The sequence below is a fragment of the Pseudomonas sp. B21128 genome (assembly GCF_044218865.1).
In the GTDB taxonomy this organism is placed as follows: Bacteria; Pseudomonadota; Gammaproteobacteria; order Pseudomonadales; family Pseudomonadaceae; genus Aquipseudomonas; species Aquipseudomonas iridis.
Genome location: NZ_CP162590.1, coordinates 3,837,875 through 3,853,643 on the forward strand (window position 1 = coordinate 3,837,875; position 15,769 = coordinate 3,853,643).

Genomic DNA, 15,769 nt, shown 5'->3' on the forward strand with positions numbered 1-15,769 from the left:
TCCGCAACAATTAAAGAGGTGATGGCCGCGGGGAAATGAGGGGCGGCGAAAGAGGGGAGAGTTTACTGGCAAAAGCGCCGACTTGCCCAAAGGCGTGATGGATCTGGAGTTCGCGAGCTGCCGCCGGGCCTACAGGGGGCCGTTCTCAGCGAAATGGCGGGGTGAACATTGATGCCCTGTAGGCGTTGCCGAAGGCAACGGTCTTTTGATTTTACTTTGGATAAAGCGGCGGCAACCCACTGTCACCCACCGGGTCCTGCACCCGTTCCGCCGCAGGAATCGTGCGGATCGCCCGCCACAGATCCTCGCCTTGCCAGTGCTGGCCAGTCTCGCTGTACAGCGCACCATTGAGCCCATCCAGCGCATCCGACAACGGCACAAAACGCGCCGCCATATCGGCCAGGGTTTCCGGTTGCTGACGCGCCCAGGCATCCAGCGCCTGACGGGTGGCGTGCGGGTCGTTGGCCTGGCTCGCACGCTTGATGTCGTCCATCAACGTGCGCGGGCTCGGGCCGGTTTGTGTGGCGCGCAGGATCGCCGGTTGCCAGCGCGCACGCCACCACAGGCCGAAGCCGAGCAGGGTGGTGCAGGCCAGAATCAGTGTGCTGAGTTTCCACCACCACAACACATCATTGTCGACCGCGTTCGGTTGCAGGCTGCCGGTCGGGGTGTCGACTTGCAGGCTCGGGTTGTTGGCCACTTGCAGGGTGCGCGCCGGCAAGCTCGTGTGTTCCAGGTGATCTTCGAAAGTGTTCCACCACACGACGTCCACCGTTGGCAGGTCGATTAAACCGCTGCGGCTCGGGACCAGCGCTTCGCGTTCTTCCCGGCTGCCGATCAGACCACGGTCGCTGCTCTGGTTGCTCAGCACCGGTTGATCCGGGTAGCGCCGCAGGCCGTTGACTTCGGTGGCGGGCATGGCGGGCAATTGAGAGCTGGCCAGGCCTTCGACCTTCAGGGTCAGGCTGCGTGTCAGCGAATCGCCGACCTGAGTGTGTTCTGGCTCAGGGTTCCAGCTTTCGCTCAGGCTCAAGCTGCGGGCCGGCAGCCATGGCGCATCGATCGGGTAGGTCAGCGGCTTGGGTTTGACCGTGAGGGGGATTTGCGCGGAGCTGACTCGCATCAACTTGCCGGGTTTCGGCCCTTGTGCGGTCGAGTCCTGGGCGGGCTGAGTCTCGACCAGCGTTGCGCTGAACGTCTGCGGCGCAATGGTCAACAAGCCGCTGTGCTGAGGGTAGATCGCATAGCGCATTTCGATCACGCCATGGCGCACGCCATTGATGTCTTTCTCGTAGGTGCGCGTGTCACCCAGTTGCTCGACGCGCGCGTCGGCGATTTGCAGCGGGGTCAGGCTGCTGTCGTCATACAGCGACACCGAATGGTAGATGCGCAAGGTCAGGATCGCCTGGGCCTGCACGTAAACGCTGGACTGATCGAGACTGGCCTCGATGAACACCGGATCGAGGCTGTTCTTGTCCTCGCGAACATCGCTTTCGACCACTTGCACGGTGATCGGCTGGCTCTGGACATCGCCCAGTTGCAGCGGTGGAATCAGCACGCTGCCGTTTTCCTTTGGCAACAGGGTGATGATCCAGCGCGTGGTGGCGCGGTTGTCGCCGCTGAGGGTGTTCAACTGGTTGACCTGCCGCGTACCGCGTACTTCGAACAGCGGTTCCAGCGGTGTCAGGTCGGGTTTGCCGAACTGGGTGACGTCGCTGGTTTCGAGGGTGAGTTCGACCGTCTCGCCGGAATTCAGGCGACTGCGATCCACGCTGGCGATCAACTCGGCCGCGTGCGCGGTGGCCGTGTAGATCAGCAGGGGCAGCAAGAGCACGGTGAAGCGGGTCATCGAATGGTTTCCTGATCCTGATGTTGTTGCTGTTCGTACCAGAATTTGCGTCGCAGCAATTCGCCGGGGTCATCCGGGATCTTGCCCAGCCATTGTTCCAGTGCCTGACGTTGCTCGCCTTCGAGGTTGTCCTCGCTGGGACGCAGCGTCGGCACGGTGTTCGTTTCTTCTTCCTCGTCACTGCCTGGCAATTCGTCGGGGCCTGGCAGCGGCGGGGCGGTCGGTGGTGGTTCGCTGGCCGACTCGGCGGGCTGAGCCTCGCTTTGGGTTTCACTTTGTACCGCCGGTGGCGGCGCGGTCGCTGGCGGCGGTTCATCGCCGGGCAGGTTTTGCTCCGTCGGTTTGCGCTCCGGTTCAGCGGGCGGTGGTGTTTTTTGCAGCTTCAGCAGATTTTCCACCAGCGCCTTGTTGGTCTGCGCCGGGCGCAAGTCCGGTTGCAACTCCAGGGCCTGTTCATAGGCATCGATGGCGGCGTCCAGCTCACCGCTTTTCGCCAGCGCGTTGCCTCGATTGTAGTGGGCGCGGGCATCGCTGCCTTCGGCGAAACGCTGGGCGGCGCCACTGTAGTCGCCGGCCTCGTACAACGCCACCCCTTGCCATTGATGATCGGCAAAATGTTGCGCCGCTTCGGCGGGGCGTTTCTGCTTGAGCAAGTGCAGTCCGCGCTGGTCGGGGCGCAGCCACAGGTCTTCGAAGTCAAAAGCGTAGCTGGGCTGCGGCAGGCAGAACAGCAGCGGCAGACAGAACAACCAGCCGCGACGCCCGGCACACGCCGCCAGCAATAACAGCGGCAGCAGCAGCCAGTAACCCTGATCAGCCCAGGTGTCGAGGCGCACGGTCTGGCCGTCGTCGCGCAAACTGCGCGGGCCATTGAGCAGGCCGAGGGCGCCCAGATCGCCTTCGTCCAGCCGTGTGACGTGATAGTCGCCGCCAACGCTGTTGAGGAAGGCGCCGAGGCCCGGACTGTCGAGTTGCGGCACGCGGATTGCGCCTTGTTCGTCCTTGAGGAAACTGCCGTCCTCCTGAGCAATCGGTGCGCCTTCAGCGGTGCCGACGCCGAGCATCAACAGTTGCGCCGACTCACCGCTCAGCGCACGGCGAATGCCTTGGCGCTCTTCTTCATTCAGGGATGAGCCGATCAACAGAATCCGCCCTTGGCCGAGCGCGCCTTGTTTGAGCAATGCCAGCGCCTTGCTCACCGCAAGGTCAGCGCGATGACCGCTTTGCGGCATCAGCGAAGGTTTGAGGGCGTCGAGCAGGTTGCGACTGGTCGCCAGGTCATCCGACAGCGGCACCAGCGTGTGGGCACTGCCGGCGTAGACGACAATCGCGGTTTGCGCATCGCTGCGTGCCTGCAACAGGTCAAACAACTTGCGCCGCGCCTGCTCAAGCCGGGTTGGCGGCGAGTCGGTGGCGAGCATTTCCGGAGTCAGTTCCAGCACCACCACCAACGGGTCGGCGGGTTTCTGACTGGTCTGTTCGACGCGCTCCCAACTCGGCCCGAGCAACGCCAGAATCGTCAGCAGCCATGCCACGCCCAAGGCGACCCACGGCAGTTTGCTGTCGCGACCACTACCGCCGCTGAGCAGGGTGGCGTGGAATGCCGGCGGCAAAATCATCTGCCAGCGGCCAGCGCGTTTTTGCCGATGCCAGAGTTGCCAGATCAGCCAGCCGAGCAGCGGCAGCAACAGCAACCACCACGGACGGAACCAGTGCGGCCAAAGAGCGATCATCGGCGCCTCCGCAGACGCAAGCGTTTGAGGCGCTCACGCCAGTCAGGCAGCGGACTTTGCAGGTACAGCTCCTTGTTGAACAGGCGTTGCAACGGGTTGTCCGGCCACAATTCGCGCACGACCAACAGCAGGCTCAGCCACAAGGTCAACGCCAGCGGCCAGTGATACAAGGCTTGCGCCGGTCGTGCCTGGGTCGGTTGCTGGGTCACCGGCTCTAGTTGGTCGAGGGTGTCCTTGATCGCTTGCAGCTCGAGACCATCGTGGGCGCGGAAATACTGGCCGCCGGTCACTTCAGCAATGGCTTTGAGCGCCGGCTCGTCGAGGTCCAAGCTCGGATTGACCCCTAGCAACGCGGTGGAGCCGCTGTCTTCAGGGTTGGCGCCGATGCCGATCGGGTAGATCTTCACGCCTTCGCTGGCCGCGAGTCTGGCAGCGGTCAGTGGATCGATCTCGCCGCCATTGTTGGCGCCGTCCGTGACCAGAATCAGCACGCGACTTTGCGCCGGGCGCAGGCGCAGGCGTTTCAGGGCCAGACCGATGGCGTCGCCGATGGCGGTGTTCTTGCCAGCGATGCCGATCCGCGCTTCGTCGAGCCAGACGCGTACTGTGTGGCGATCGAAGGTCAGGGGGGCTTGCAGATAAGCCTGGCTGCCGAAGAGGATCAGGCCAACGCGATCGCCGTCGCGGCTTTCGAGGAAATCGCCCAGCAAGTGTTGCACCAGAGCCAGGCGGCTGACGTCTTCGTCCTGCCATTGCATGTCGGGGAAGTCCATCGATCCGGACACGTCCACCGCGACCAGCAGATCCCGCCCGCTGGCCGCAATCGGTAGCGGTTCGCCAAGCCATTGCGGGCGCGCAGCGGCGCTCAACAGCAATAGCCACAGCAAAATAAACGGTGCCTGTTGGCGCCACGCCGGCAGGTTGGCCCGAGCACGACGACGCGCAAGGCCTTCAAGGTCGGAGAGGAAGCTGACTTTCAATGCCGGCTCGCCGCTGTCGGCCACCGGCAGCACGAGGCGCATCAGCCACGGCAGCGGCAACAGGACGAAGATCCACGGCCAGGCGAATTCAAACATGCTTGCGAATCCACGTGTCGACCGCTTGGGTCAGGCCGGCGATGGCTTTGTCGTCGAGTTTGCATTCCGGTTTGTAGGCGCCTTCGACCAGCACCATCCAGCGCGTCAGGCCGGCGGCCGGGCAACGGTTGTCGAGAAACGCCAGCCACTTGCGGCCATTGAGCGTGTGGCTCTGGCTGTAGGGGTAATGGTTGCGGCACAGGCGTTTGAGCAGGCCGTTGAGTTGTTGCAGCCAGGCCCCGGCCGGAGCGCCGTCGTAGGGTTTGGGCATTTGTGCCAGTTCGGCGAGGGCGGCGATGCGCACCGGGTCGAGCGGCTGTTCGGCGCGCACGACCGGACGTTTTTTCATCGGGATGAAACGGCGCAGACGCCACACGGCGAAGCCGAGCAGCGGTAACAACAAAAGCAGCAGCCACCAGCCCGGCGCCGGCGGCCAGAAGGCAATCGGCGGCGGGGAGATCAGCGGTTGCAGTTGTTCGAGAGCGTTCATCGACCTTTCCCCGGTCGCTGCGGGTTGAGGAACTCGCGCATCTGCTCGACCATCTCGCTTTGGGTGCTCAGCGGCATCAGCAACACCCGCAGCTTTTGCGCGAGCAATTCCCAACGGGCGATGCGTGCTTCGGCCTGGGCGCGATAGGTCTGGCGCAAGTCATAATTGAGCGTGTCGAGTTCCAGTTGCGCGCCTCGTTCGGCGAATCGTAAAAGGCCGGCGGCGGGCAGGGCGTGATCAAGCGGGTCGGACAGCGGCAGCATCAGCAGGTCGCAATGCCGCGAGAGCAGACTCAGTTGCTGCTCGGCGCTGTCAGACAGTGCGCGCTCATCGCAAATCACGATCACCAGACTGCCCGGACGCAGCACTTCACGGGCACGGCGCAGGGCCACGCCGAGCGTGTCGCGATCCGGTTCGCGCTCGGTGTGCAGCGACTGGTTGACCTTCACCAGACGGTTGAGCAGTTGCAGCAGGCTCTGTTTGCTCCGTCGTGGCTTTATTTCGTAGTGCTCGTTGTCGCCGAACACCAGGCCGCCGACCCGGTCGTTATGACCCAGCGCGGCCCAGCCGATCAACGCCGCCACTTGCGCCGCCAGCACCGACTTGAACATCAGCCCCGAGCCGAAAAACAACCGCGTGCTTTGCTCGACCATGATAAAGATCGGCCGTTCGCGTTCTTCATGGAACAGCTTGGTGTGCGGCTCCTGGGTGCGAGCGGTGACACGCCAGTCGATGGTGCGCACGTCGTCGCCGGCCTGATAAACCCGTACCTGATCGAAGTCGACGCCACGCCCGCGGAATTTCGAGTGATGCAAGCCGATCAGCGGGCTGCGCTGGCTCGGCGTGGAAAACAGCTGCACTTCGCGAACCCGGTGGCGCATCTCGATCAGCTCGGCGAGGCTGACGCGGATGCCCGGTTCGGACGGCAGAGGGGCGTTCATGGGGGTCAAGCGACGGCTACGACGTCGAGAATCCGCTGCACCACGCGATCCTGGTCGATACCGGCGGCCTCGGCTTCAAACGACAGAATGATGCGGTGACGCAGCACATCAAACAGCACCGCCTGAATGTCTTCGGGGCTGACAAAGTCGCGCCCGGCCAGCCAGGCGTGGGCCCGGGCGCAGCGATCGAGGGCGATCGAACCGCGCGGGCTGGCGCCATAGGCGATCCATTCAGCCATTTCCGGGTCGAACTTGGCCGGGGTGCGCGTGGCCATGACCAGTTGCACGAGGTATTCCTCCACGGCGTCAGCCATGTACAGGCCAAGGATTTCCTTGCGGGCGGCGAAGATCGCCTGCTGGCTGACCCGGCGCTCGGGTTTGGTCTCGCCGTTCAGCGCTTCGCCACGGGCTTGCTGGAGGATGCGCCGTTCGACGGCGGCGTCGGGGAAGCCGATTTTGACGTGCATCAGGAAGCGGTCGAGTTGCGCTTCCGGCAACGGATAGGTGCCTTCCTGCTCGATCGGGTTCTGCGTGGCCATCACCAGAAACAGCGGCGACAGCTCATAGGTGCTGCGCCCGACGCTGACCTGACGCTCGGCCATCGCTTCAAGCAACGCCGATTGCACCTTGGCCGGGGCCCGGTTGATTTCGTCCGCCAGCACCAGGTTGTGGAAAATCGGCCCCTGCTGAAACACGAAACTGCCGGTTTCCGGGCGATAGATCTCGGTGCCGGTGATGTCGGCAGGCAACAGGTCGGGGGTGAACTGGATGCGATGGAACTGGGCTTCGATGCCCTCGGCGAGTTCTTTGATCGCTTTGGTCTTGGCCAGACCCGGAGCGCCCTCGACCAGCATGTGGCCGTCAGCGAGCAGGGCGATGAGCAAACGCTCGATGAGTTTTTCCTGGCCGAGAATCTGCGTTGAAAGAAAGGTTCGCAGCGCCAGCAGCGCTTCACGATGTTCCATCGGTGACTGTTCCTGGAAAGGGGTGGCCACAGGCGTTCGGGTAACGCCGGGGCTGGGGGCGTTACTTTAATCCATCGCGGGGGGTGGCGACTAACGGCATTTTGTAGAAAAGAGCAAAAGATCGCAGCCTGCGGCAGCTGCTGCATTGGAATGCGATCACGTGTAGGAGGTGCCGAAGGCGGTCATCTTTTGAAGTTTTTTACTCATCAACCATCTGAAGATCAGTTAACAGAAGTTTGACTGCGGCTGTGTCGACCAATTCCTGCCAGGGACCATCTTCAATAATCGCGCCGCTCTGCATGACGATGACTCGATCAAAGCGGTACAGGTGGGCGACATCATGGGTGACACAGATCAATCCGCGAGTCGCAAACGTATCGAACAAAAGATCCCAAACCGGTGCGGCCAACTTCGGTTCAATGGAGGCGCTGGGTTCGTCGAACAGATTGAACCGCCCCGGCCTGTTTATCAGGCGAAGCAAAGACAGGCGTTTCGCCTCCCCACCGGAAATATTGGAGGCGTTCTCGGTGAGTTTGCGTTGCGAAACAATGTCCTCAAGATTTAAACGTTCAATCGCCAAGTGCAGCTCTGGTGATAGTTCCATACCAAATAACACCGACTTGGCAAAACTACCCTCCAGAAACTGCGGCAATTGAGGGCAATACCTCAACACCTCCAAGTGAGTCTGGGCGTTCAGTTTGCCGATTTGCACTTCATCGATACTCAGGTGGACTCTCGCTGAAGCGTTCAGCCCGGCCAGCGCTTCAAGCAGGGTGGATTTGCCGGCACCACTGGGGCCGGTAATTGCAACCGACTGGCCTTGGTAAAACGTCATGGTTTTGCTGATGGTCAACTGCACAGCGTTGTTGTCGCTGACTGTGCAAGGATCAAGTGCGAGCGTCGACTCGTTCTGCGACGTGATACCGGCTTGTCGACTGTTATCATCAAAGTCTGGCAGTGACAGCAAGTAGCGTAGTCTTCGCTGATCAGCCAAAAACTGATCGAGCACTCGATAACCTTCAGTCAACGCCGAGATGTTGAGCAAAAAGCTTCCGGCAATGGCGAATACGGCAACCAGTTGGCCCACGCTGATACTTGGTTCGCCTGACAACTGGTCAATGACTCCCCAACCCAGCAACCCTCCAGTAGAAAGGCTGACAAAGAGGATTTTCGCTCCACTCAAGAACCCTCCGGAACTGGCCACCGTCACTGCCGCTTTGGCGTACTGCCGAAAGGCATGGTTCAAGGGTTGAGTTGCCGTGTGCTGGGCGCTTTCCAGCTTTATCGATTTGCCGGTATTCAGGGTGCTGAAAAGCAGCGCACTTAGTTCGTCCTCCTGCTCATTAACCGCATCAATGTGCTTTCTGCGCCATTTGATGATTCGGTGGGCGGCAAACAAGTAAACGATCGCCATGCCAGTCATTGCCAGAAAAATATCTGCCCCACCCATGTAGTAAAAAGCCAGCCCGACGATGATGAACTCCAGACAAAGAGGCAAACCTGTGGTGATGAAAAACGTCAGCAATTGCTCATGAGCGGTAATCCCACGCTCTACTGACTTAATGAAATGGCCAATACGCCACGTGTTGAATTGCTGGAACTCTTTGCGCATCAGCTGTGCTATCCAGCCAATTGACGCGTCCATCACGACCTGTTGTACCAACTTGGAAAGGAAAAAGATTTGCAACGGATTGATGGCGGCTTGAATGCATCCGGCCAAGGTAATTCCTGCTGTCAAAAACAGCAGTAGGTTGAGCGCTGTCGGGGTTTGGCTGTTTAGTGCGTCGACGACTTTGCCTAGGAGCAGTGGCGGTGCTAATGCAAGGATTTTCAGCGCTATGACAGTGGTGATGGTTGAGATCAATAACCATGCGTGATTTTTGCAAGCGGTTCTGATGAGTGTTTGCATTGAATGTCTTCAGTGGTGTAGCGCTAACATCATCTCGCGGGTAATTGACGCAAGATGGCCTGTGGTGCTACCAAACTTCCATTCCTTATAATGTTAAAGCGTTCAAGGCCAGGTATATAGCTTTGGCAAACAATGCCGTTTCCGGGGAAGTCGGTAATGACTCTATAGTAAAGTTTCCGGCCTGAGTCTGTGATGTTGTTGTTCAGGGTTTTTAGTTGTAACGGTTGTCGGTATAGCGTGTGATCGCCTCTAGATCTAAGGAGTGTATTATCTTCTCAATTTTTGATTGCGCTACAAAAGGACAAAACTCCCGCTCAGACATAACAGTCTCCTATAGTATAAATGCCGGAGGGTTCCTCCGGCACTTTCCTGCAGTGTCGGTCAGTTAGTTAGTGAGGCAAAGAAGCTCACTTCAGAAGCCACAAAACTGTCTGATGTATACAGCATCTCTTGAAGACTATCCCAAGGACCGATCTCGGTACATTTTTTACCCATGATATTAACTCCTTGTTATTGATGTGGCGCTAACCGGTAGTTGGCGCACTTGCAGCGATAGGAATGCAAGTGATTTATTAATAACAGTGGGCTATCTGATTTTTCAATCGAGACCGGCAGCGATATTTCCCCAGCTTCTGTGGGATTGTTCTTGCTGCTGAGTAGGGGGTTGCTTACGGTTTTTTCGGTTGTAAGAGGTGGTGGTTTTTAACTTTCCACTTCAATGAGTTGCAACGTTTAATAATGTTTCGCGCAAAGTGCGGGAAATGCTTCGGGGGATTATTGGATTTTTGTAGCAGGGGACTATCGAGCTGCCAGTTCTGGCCTCATCGCTGGCAAGCCAGCTCCCACAGGTTTCGGCGTTGTGCATGGGATTAGTGCAACAAGCGATCCCTGTGAGAGCTGGCTTGCCAGCGATGGGGCCCGTCCAGACGCCATCAAACTTCGCTGACGAAGGTCCCGGTGCCATCAAGGATGTTCTTCAGAGTCTCCACAACCTCATCCATATCCACCATATCCGGGTTGAAGCTGATCTCCAGCACATCATCTCCGTTCAACGCATCGGCATCTGCCGCCGCAATCTCGATCTTCAGCAGTGACGAGGTGAGGGTGACTTTGACGCCATCGAGCGTCGAAGGCTCGCCATCCAGCGTAATCTCCAGCTCATCCTCGTCCGGATAACGGCTCATCAGGAACATGTCGCCCTTGTCGCTGTGGCAGCAGAGCATGGCCATGTTGTCTTCTTCGTCGTCGCACGGGTTGACGATCAGTAGGGCGGTGGTCATTTGCATGGGGAATTCCTGCCTCAAGGGGCGTGTGGGTCGCAATTGGGCGCGATTCTGCCAGCCCTCGGGAATTTCTGCATGTGAGAGTGTCAGAGGATGTGTCGTGAACGCGACATGGGTCAATGGTCATTTCTGGCACGGATGTACCGTGAAACCGGGCATTCAGACCGACGTTCTGCGCCACGGATGCTAGTGTTTAACCCAGCCAGAGCCTTGGTTTACGTGCCAATGACCGAATATGTCGCAGCACCGCAAGCAGACACATTGTCGCACCCATTAAGCTGCGCATCGGATGAGCACCCGTAAAGGCATTGCCGGCAGCCTCGGACAGTCGTTTTTGCAGATGCTCATTCATGGAAGGTGAATGTGACCTGAGTGTCCCGTCCAGCTTCACCCACCTGTCCCCCTGTTTCCTCTGCCCGAGAATCAGGAACAGGGCGACACAAGCCCCGAAAGGGGTGTTGCACGCGACGCTTTCCATCAATAACAAGCTTAAGCGGAGTACCACAGATGGCGTTCTTCACCGCAGCCAGCAAAGCCGACTTCCAGCACCAACTGCAAGCGGCACTGGCGCAGCACATCAGTGAACAGGCACTGCCACAAGTGGCGCTGTTCGCTGAACAATTCTTCGGCATCATTTCCCTGGACGAGCTGACCCAGCGTCGCCTCTCCGACCTCGCTGGCTGTACTCTTTCTGCGTGGCGCCTGCTTGAGCGCTTCGATCACGCGCAACCGCAAGTGCGCGTCTACAACCCCGATTACGAGCGTCATGGCTGGCAGTCGACCCACACCGCGGTCGAAGTCCTGCACCATGACCTGCCATTTCTGGTCGACTCGGTCCGTACCGAGCTGAACCGCCGCGGCTACAGCATCCACACCCTGCAAACCACCGTGCTCAGCGTGCGTCGTGGCAGCAAGGGCGAGTTGCTGGAAATCCTGCCAAAAGGCAGCACCGGCGAAGGCGTATTGCACGAATCGCTGATGTACCTGGAAATCGACCGCTGCGCCAACGCGGCCGAATTGAATGTGCTGAGCAAAGAGCTGGAGCAGGTTCTCGGTGAAGTCCGCGTTGCGGTCGCCGATTTTGAACCGATGAAAACCAAGGTGCAGGAAATCCTCACCAAGCTCGACAACAGTGCCTTTGCCGTCGATGCCGACGAGAAGAACGAAGTCAAAAGTTTCCTGGAATGGCTGGTGGGCAACCACTTCACCTTCCTCGGCTATGAAGAGTTCGTGGTTACCGATCAGGCCGATGGCGGCCACATCGAGTACGACCAGAGCTCCTTCCTCGGCCTGACCAAACTGCTGCGCACCGGGCTGACCTACGATGACCTGCGCATCGAAGACTACGCCGTGAACTACTTGCGCGAACCGACTCTGCTGTCGTTCGCCAAGGCTGCGCACCCAAGCCGTGTACACCGTCCGGCTTACCCGGACTACGTGTCGATCCGTGAAATCGACGCCGACGGCAAAGTCATCAAAGAACACCGTTTCATGGGCCTGTACACCTCCTCGGTGTATGGCGAGAGCGTGCGGGTCATTCCGTTCATCCGCCGCAAGGTCGAGGAAATCGAACACCGCTCCGGCTTCCAGTCCAAGGCTCACCTGGGCAAGGAACTGGCGCAGGTGCTCGAAGTGCTGCCGCGTGATGATCTGTTCCAGACTCCGGTCGACGAACTGTTCACCACCGTGATGTCGATCGTGCAGATCCAGGAACGCAACAAAATCCGCGTGTTCCTGCGCAAAGACCCGTACGGTCGTTTCTGCTACTGCCTGGCCTATGTGCCGCGCGATATCTATTCCACCGAAGTGCGTCAGAAGATCCAGCAAGTATTGATGGAGCGTCTGAAGGCCTCCGACTGCGAGTTCTGGACGTTCTTCTCTGAGTCGGTACTGGCGCGCGTGCAGTTGATCCTGCGTGTCGATCCGAGAAACCGTCTCGACATCGACCCGCTGCTGCTGGAAAAAGAAGTGGTTCAGGCCTGCCGCAGCTGGCAGGACGACTACGCCGCACTGACCGTCGAAAGCTTCGGCGAAGCCCACGGCACCAACGTGCTGGCTGACTTCCCGAAAGGCTTCCCGGCCGGCTACCGCGAGCGTTTCGCTGCGCATTCGGCCGTGGTCGACATGCAGCACCTGCTAAGCCTGAACGAAAAAAATCCGCTGGTGATGAGTTTCTATCAGCCGCTGGGTCAGGTTTCCGGCCAGCGCGAGCTGCATTGCAAGCTGTATCACGCCGACACGCCGCTGGCACTGTCCGACGTGCTGCCGATTCTGGAAAACCTTGGCCTGCGCGTTCTGGGTGAGTTCCCGTATCGCCTGCGTCACACCAACGGCCGCGAGTTCTGGATTCACGATTTCGCGTTCACGGCCGCTGAAGGCCTGGACCTCGACATCCAGCAACTCAACGACACCCTGCAGGACGCCTTCGTCCACATCGTGCGTGGCGAAGCCGAGAACGATGCGTTCAACCGTCTGGTCCTGACTGCCGGCCTGCCGTGGCGCGACGTGGCGCTGCTGCGTGCCTACGCCCGTTATCTGAAGCAGATTCGTCTGGGCTTCGATCTGGGTTACATCGCCAGCACCCTGAATAACCACACCGACATCGCTCGCGAACTGACCCGGTTGTTCAAAACCCGCTTCTATCTGGCGCGCAAGCTCAGCGAAGACGATCTGGAAGACAAGCAACAGCGTCTGGAGCAAGCGATTCTGACGGCACTGGACGACGTTCAGGTGCTCAACGAAGACCGCATCCTGCGTCGTTACCTCGACCTGATCAAAGCCACGCTGCGTACCAACTTCTACCAGACTGACGCCAACGGCCAGAACAAGTCGTACTTCAGCTTCAAGTTCAACCCGCACGCCATTCCAGAGCTGCCGAAGCCAGTACCGAAGTTCGAAATCTTCGTTTACTCGCCACGCGTTGAAGGCGTGCACCTGCGCTTCGGCAACGTTGCTCGCGGTGGTCTGCGCTGGTCCGACCGTGAAGAAGACTTCCGCACTGAAGTCCTCGGCCTGGTAAAAGCCCAGCAAGTGAAAAACTCGGTCATCGTGCCGGTGGGTGCGAAGGGCGGCTTCCTGCCGCGTCGTCTGCCACTGGGCGGCAGCCGTGACGAGATCGCGGCCGAAGGCATCGCCTGCTACCGCATCTTCATTTCGGGTCTGTTGGACATCACCGACAACCTGAAAGACGGCGCGCTGGTTCCGCCATTGAACGTGGTTCGCCACGACGATGACGACCCATACCTGGTAGTAGCAGCGGACAAGGGCACTGCAACCTTCTCCGACATCGCCAACGGCATCGCCATCGACTACGGCTTCTGGCTGGGTGACGCGTTCGCCTCCGGTGGTTCGGCCGGTTACGACCACAAGAAAATGGGCATCACCGCCAAAGGCGCATGGGTTGGCGTACAGCGCCACTTCCGCGAGCGCGGCATCAATGTCCAGGAAGACAGCATCACGGTGGTTGGCGTCGGCGACATGGCCGGTGACGTGTTCGGTAACGGTCTGTTGATGTCGGACAAGCTGCAACTGGTTGCTGCGTTCAACCACCTGCACATCTTCATCGACCCGAACCCGAATCCGGCGACCAGCTTCGTCGAGCGTCAGCGCATGTTCGACCTGCCGCGTTCGGCCTGGACCGATTACGACACCAGCATCATGTCTGAAGGTGGCGGTATCTTCTCGCGCAGCGCGAAGAGCATCGCGATCTCCCCGCAGATGCAGGAACGCTTCGACATCAAGGCTGACAAGCTGACCCCGACCGAGCTGCTGAACGCCTTGCTCAAGGCGCCGGTGGATCTGCTGTGGAACGGCGGCATCGGTACTTACGTCAAGGCCAGCACCGAAAGCCACGCCGATGTCGGCGACAAGGCCAACGATGCGCTGCGCGTGAATGGCAACGAACTGCGCTGCAAAGTCGTGGGCGAGGGCGGTAACCTCGGCATGACCCAGCTGGGTCGTGTGGAATTCGGCCTCAATGGCGGCGGCTCCAACACCGACTTCATCGACAACGCCGGTGGTGTGGACTGCTCCGACCACGAAGTGAACATCAAGATCCTGCTGAACGAAGTGGTTCAGGCCGGAGACATGACCGACAAGCAACGCAACCAGTTGCTGGCGAGCATGACCGACGAAGTCGGCAATCTGGTGCTGGGCAACAACTACAAGCAGACTCAGGCCTTGTCCCTGGCGGCGCGTCGTGCATATGAGCGCATCGCTGAGTACAAGCGTCTGATGGGCGATCTGGAAGGCCGTGGCAAGCTCGACCGTGCCATCGAGTTCCTGCCGACCGAAGAGCAACTGGCTGAGCGTATCGCTGAAGGCCACGGCCTGACGCGTCCTGAGCTGTCGGTGCTGATCTCCTACAGCAAGATCGACCTCAAGGAGCAGCTGCTGGGCTCCCAGGTGCCGGATGATGATTACCTGACCCGCGACATGGAAACGGCGTTCCCGCCGACACTGGTCAGCAAGTTCTCTGAAGCCATGCGTCGTCACCGCCTGAAGCGCGAGATCGTCAGCACCCAGATCGCCAACGATCTGGTCAACCACATGGGCATCACCTTCGTTCAACGACTCAAAGAGTCGACCGGCATGAGCCCGGCGAACGTGGCCGGCGCTTATGTGATCGTGCGCGACATCTTCCACCTCCCGCACTGGTTCCGTCAGATCGAAGCGCTGGACTACCAGGTTTCCGCTGACGTGCAACTTGAGCTGATGGACGAGTTGATGCGTCTGGGGCGTCGTGCCACTCGCTGGTTCCTGCGTGCCCGTCGTAACGAGCAGAACGCTGCCCGTGACGTCGCGCATTTCGGTCCGCACCTCAAAGAGCTGGGTCTGAAGCTCGACGAACTGCTGAGCGGCGAAATCCGTGAAAACTGGCAGGCGCGTTATCAGGCTTACGTCGCAGCCGGTGTGCCGGAGTTGCTGGCGCGTATGGTGGCGGGCACCTCGCACCTGTACACCCTGCTGCCGATCATCGAAGCGTCCGACGTGACTGGCCAGAACCCTGCCGAAGTGGCCAAGGCCTACTTCGCCGTGGGCAGTGCGCTGGACATCACCTGGTACCTGCAACAGATCAGTGCTCTGCCGGTTGAAAACAACTGGCAGGCGCTGGCCCGTGAAGCGTTCCGTGATGATGTCGACTGGCAGCAACGTGCGATCACCATCTCTGTCCTGCAGCAGGGCGACGGCACTCAGGACGTGGAAACACGTCTGGCGCTGTGGATGGCGCAGCACGAAAGCATGATCTCGCGCTGGCGCGCCATGCTGGTGGAAATCCGTGCCGCGAGCGGCACTGACTACGCCATGTATGCAGTCGCCAACCGTGAACTGCTGGATCTGGCGTTGAGCGGCCAGGCAGTCGTTCCTGCACCGACGACGACCTCGGCCAACGCCGAGCTCGAGCCGGCTGTCTGATCGGCAAGTGAATGAAAAAGCCCCGCATCGTGAGATGCGGGGCTTTTTTGTTTATGCGGGCTCAACAAATGCAGCCGCGAAAATCTCTCGGATACAGTCGGTGCTATT

The 15,769-nt window shown here is 59.7% G+C and carries 9 protein-coding genes; 1 reads left to right on the top strand and 8 read right to left on the bottom strand.

Annotated elements, in window-relative coordinates:
• Positions 1-211 precede the first annotated feature (211 nt).
• The 8 genes from AB4P91_RS17130 to AB4P91_RS17165 all read right to left on the bottom strand — a co-directional run bounded on the left by AB4P91_RS17130 (position 212) and on the right by AB4P91_RS17165 (position 10,249).
• Positions 212-1,849 (bottom strand): BatD family protein, encoded by a 1,638-nt coding sequence (locus AB4P91_RS17130; RefSeq protein WP_395603271.1) that lies wholly within the window; start codon positions 1,847-1,849, stop codon positions 212-214.
• Positions 1,846-3,582, bottom strand: coding sequence for a tetratricopeptide repeat protein (locus tag AB4P91_RS17135; RefSeq protein WP_395603272.1), 1,737 nt, complete (start codon positions 3,580-3,582; stop codon positions 1,846-1,848). Before AB4P91_RS17135 ends, AB4P91_RS17130 begins: the two co-directional genes overlap by 4 nt.
• Positions 3,579-4,658, bottom strand: a complete 1,080-nt coding sequence (locus AB4P91_RS17140; RefSeq protein ID WP_395603273.1) for a vWA domain-containing protein — start codon at positions 4,656-4,658, stop codon at positions 3,579-3,581. Before AB4P91_RS17140 ends, AB4P91_RS17135 begins: the two co-directional genes overlap by 4 nt.
• Positions 4,651-5,148: a DUF4381 domain-containing protein gene (locus AB4P91_RS17145; protein ID WP_395603274.1), complete on the bottom strand. Its 498-nt coding sequence runs from the start codon at positions 5,146-5,148 to the stop codon at positions 4,651-4,653. The genes AB4P91_RS17140 and AB4P91_RS17145 overlap by 8 nt, the downstream gene beginning before the upstream one ends.
• Positions 5,145-6,089, bottom strand: a complete 945-nt coding sequence (locus AB4P91_RS17150) for a DUF58 domain-containing protein (RefSeq protein WP_395603275.1) — start codon at positions 6,087-6,089, stop codon at positions 5,145-5,147. Before AB4P91_RS17150 ends, AB4P91_RS17145 begins: the two co-directional genes overlap by 4 nt.
• 5 nt (positions 6,090-6,094) lie before the next feature.
• Positions 6,095-7,054, bottom strand: a complete 960-nt coding sequence (locus AB4P91_RS17155) for a MoxR family ATPase (RefSeq protein WP_003218556.1) — start codon at positions 7,052-7,054, stop codon at positions 6,095-6,097.
• Positions 7,055-7,253: 199 nt separating this feature from the next.
• Positions 7,254-8,963, bottom strand: coding sequence for an ATP-binding cassette domain-containing protein (locus tag AB4P91_RS17160; RefSeq protein WP_395603276.1), 1,710 nt, complete (start codon positions 8,961-8,963; stop codon positions 7,254-7,256).
• A gap of 932 nt (positions 8,964-9,895) precedes the next feature.
• Positions 9,896-10,249: a hypothetical protein gene (locus tag AB4P91_RS17165; RefSeq protein WP_150687140.1), complete on the bottom strand. Its 354-nt coding sequence runs from the start codon at positions 10,247-10,249 to the stop codon at positions 9,896-9,898.
• Positions 10,250-10,753: 504 nt separating this feature from the next.
• Here AB4P91_RS17165 and AB4P91_RS17170 point away from each other — a divergent pair.
• The gene (locus AB4P91_RS17170) at positions 10,754-15,661 is read left to right on the top strand and encodes an NAD-glutamate dehydrogenase (protein ID WP_395603277.1); all 4,908 of its coding nucleotides are present in this window, start codon (positions 10,754-10,756) and stop codon (positions 15,659-15,661) included.
• Positions 15,662-15,769 lie beyond the last annotated feature (108 nt).

Excerpts from the sequence above, each read along its gene's own strand:
- AB4P91_RS17145 (WP_395603274.1), bottom strand. The coding sequence starts at position 5,148 with ATGAACGCTCTCGAACAACTGCAACCGCTGATCTCCCCGCCGCCGATT.
- AB4P91_RS17165 (WP_150687140.1), bottom strand. The coding sequence starts at position 10,249 with ATGCAAATGACCACCGCCCTACTGATCGTCAACCCGTGCGACGACGAA.
- AB4P91_RS17170 (WP_395603277.1), top strand. The coding sequence starts at position 10,754 with ATGGCGTTCTTCACCGCAGCCAGCAAAGCCGACTTCCAGCACCAACTG.
- AB4P91_RS17135 (WP_395603272.1), bottom strand. The coding sequence starts at position 3,582 with ATGATCGCTCTTTGGCCGCACTGGTTCCGTCCGTGGTGGTTGCTGTTG.
- AB4P91_RS17155 (WP_003218556.1), bottom strand. The coding sequence starts at position 7,054 with ATGGAACATCGTGAAGCGCTGCTGGCGCTGCGAACCTTTCTTTCAACG.
- AB4P91_RS17150 (WP_395603275.1), bottom strand. The coding sequence starts at position 6,089 with ATGAACGCCCCTCTGCCGTCCGAACCGGGCATCCGCGTCAGCCTCGCC.
- AB4P91_RS17160 (WP_395603276.1), bottom strand. The coding sequence starts at position 8,963 with ATGCAAACACTCATCAGAACCGCTTGCAAAAATCACGCATGGTTATTG.
- AB4P91_RS17130 (WP_395603271.1), bottom strand. The coding sequence starts at position 1,849 with ATGACCCGCTTCACCGTGCTCTTGCTGCCCCTGCTGATCTACACGGCC.
- AB4P91_RS17140 (WP_395603273.1), bottom strand. The coding sequence starts at position 4,658 with ATGTTTGAATTCGCCTGGCCGTGGATCTTCGTCCTGTTGCCGCTGCCG.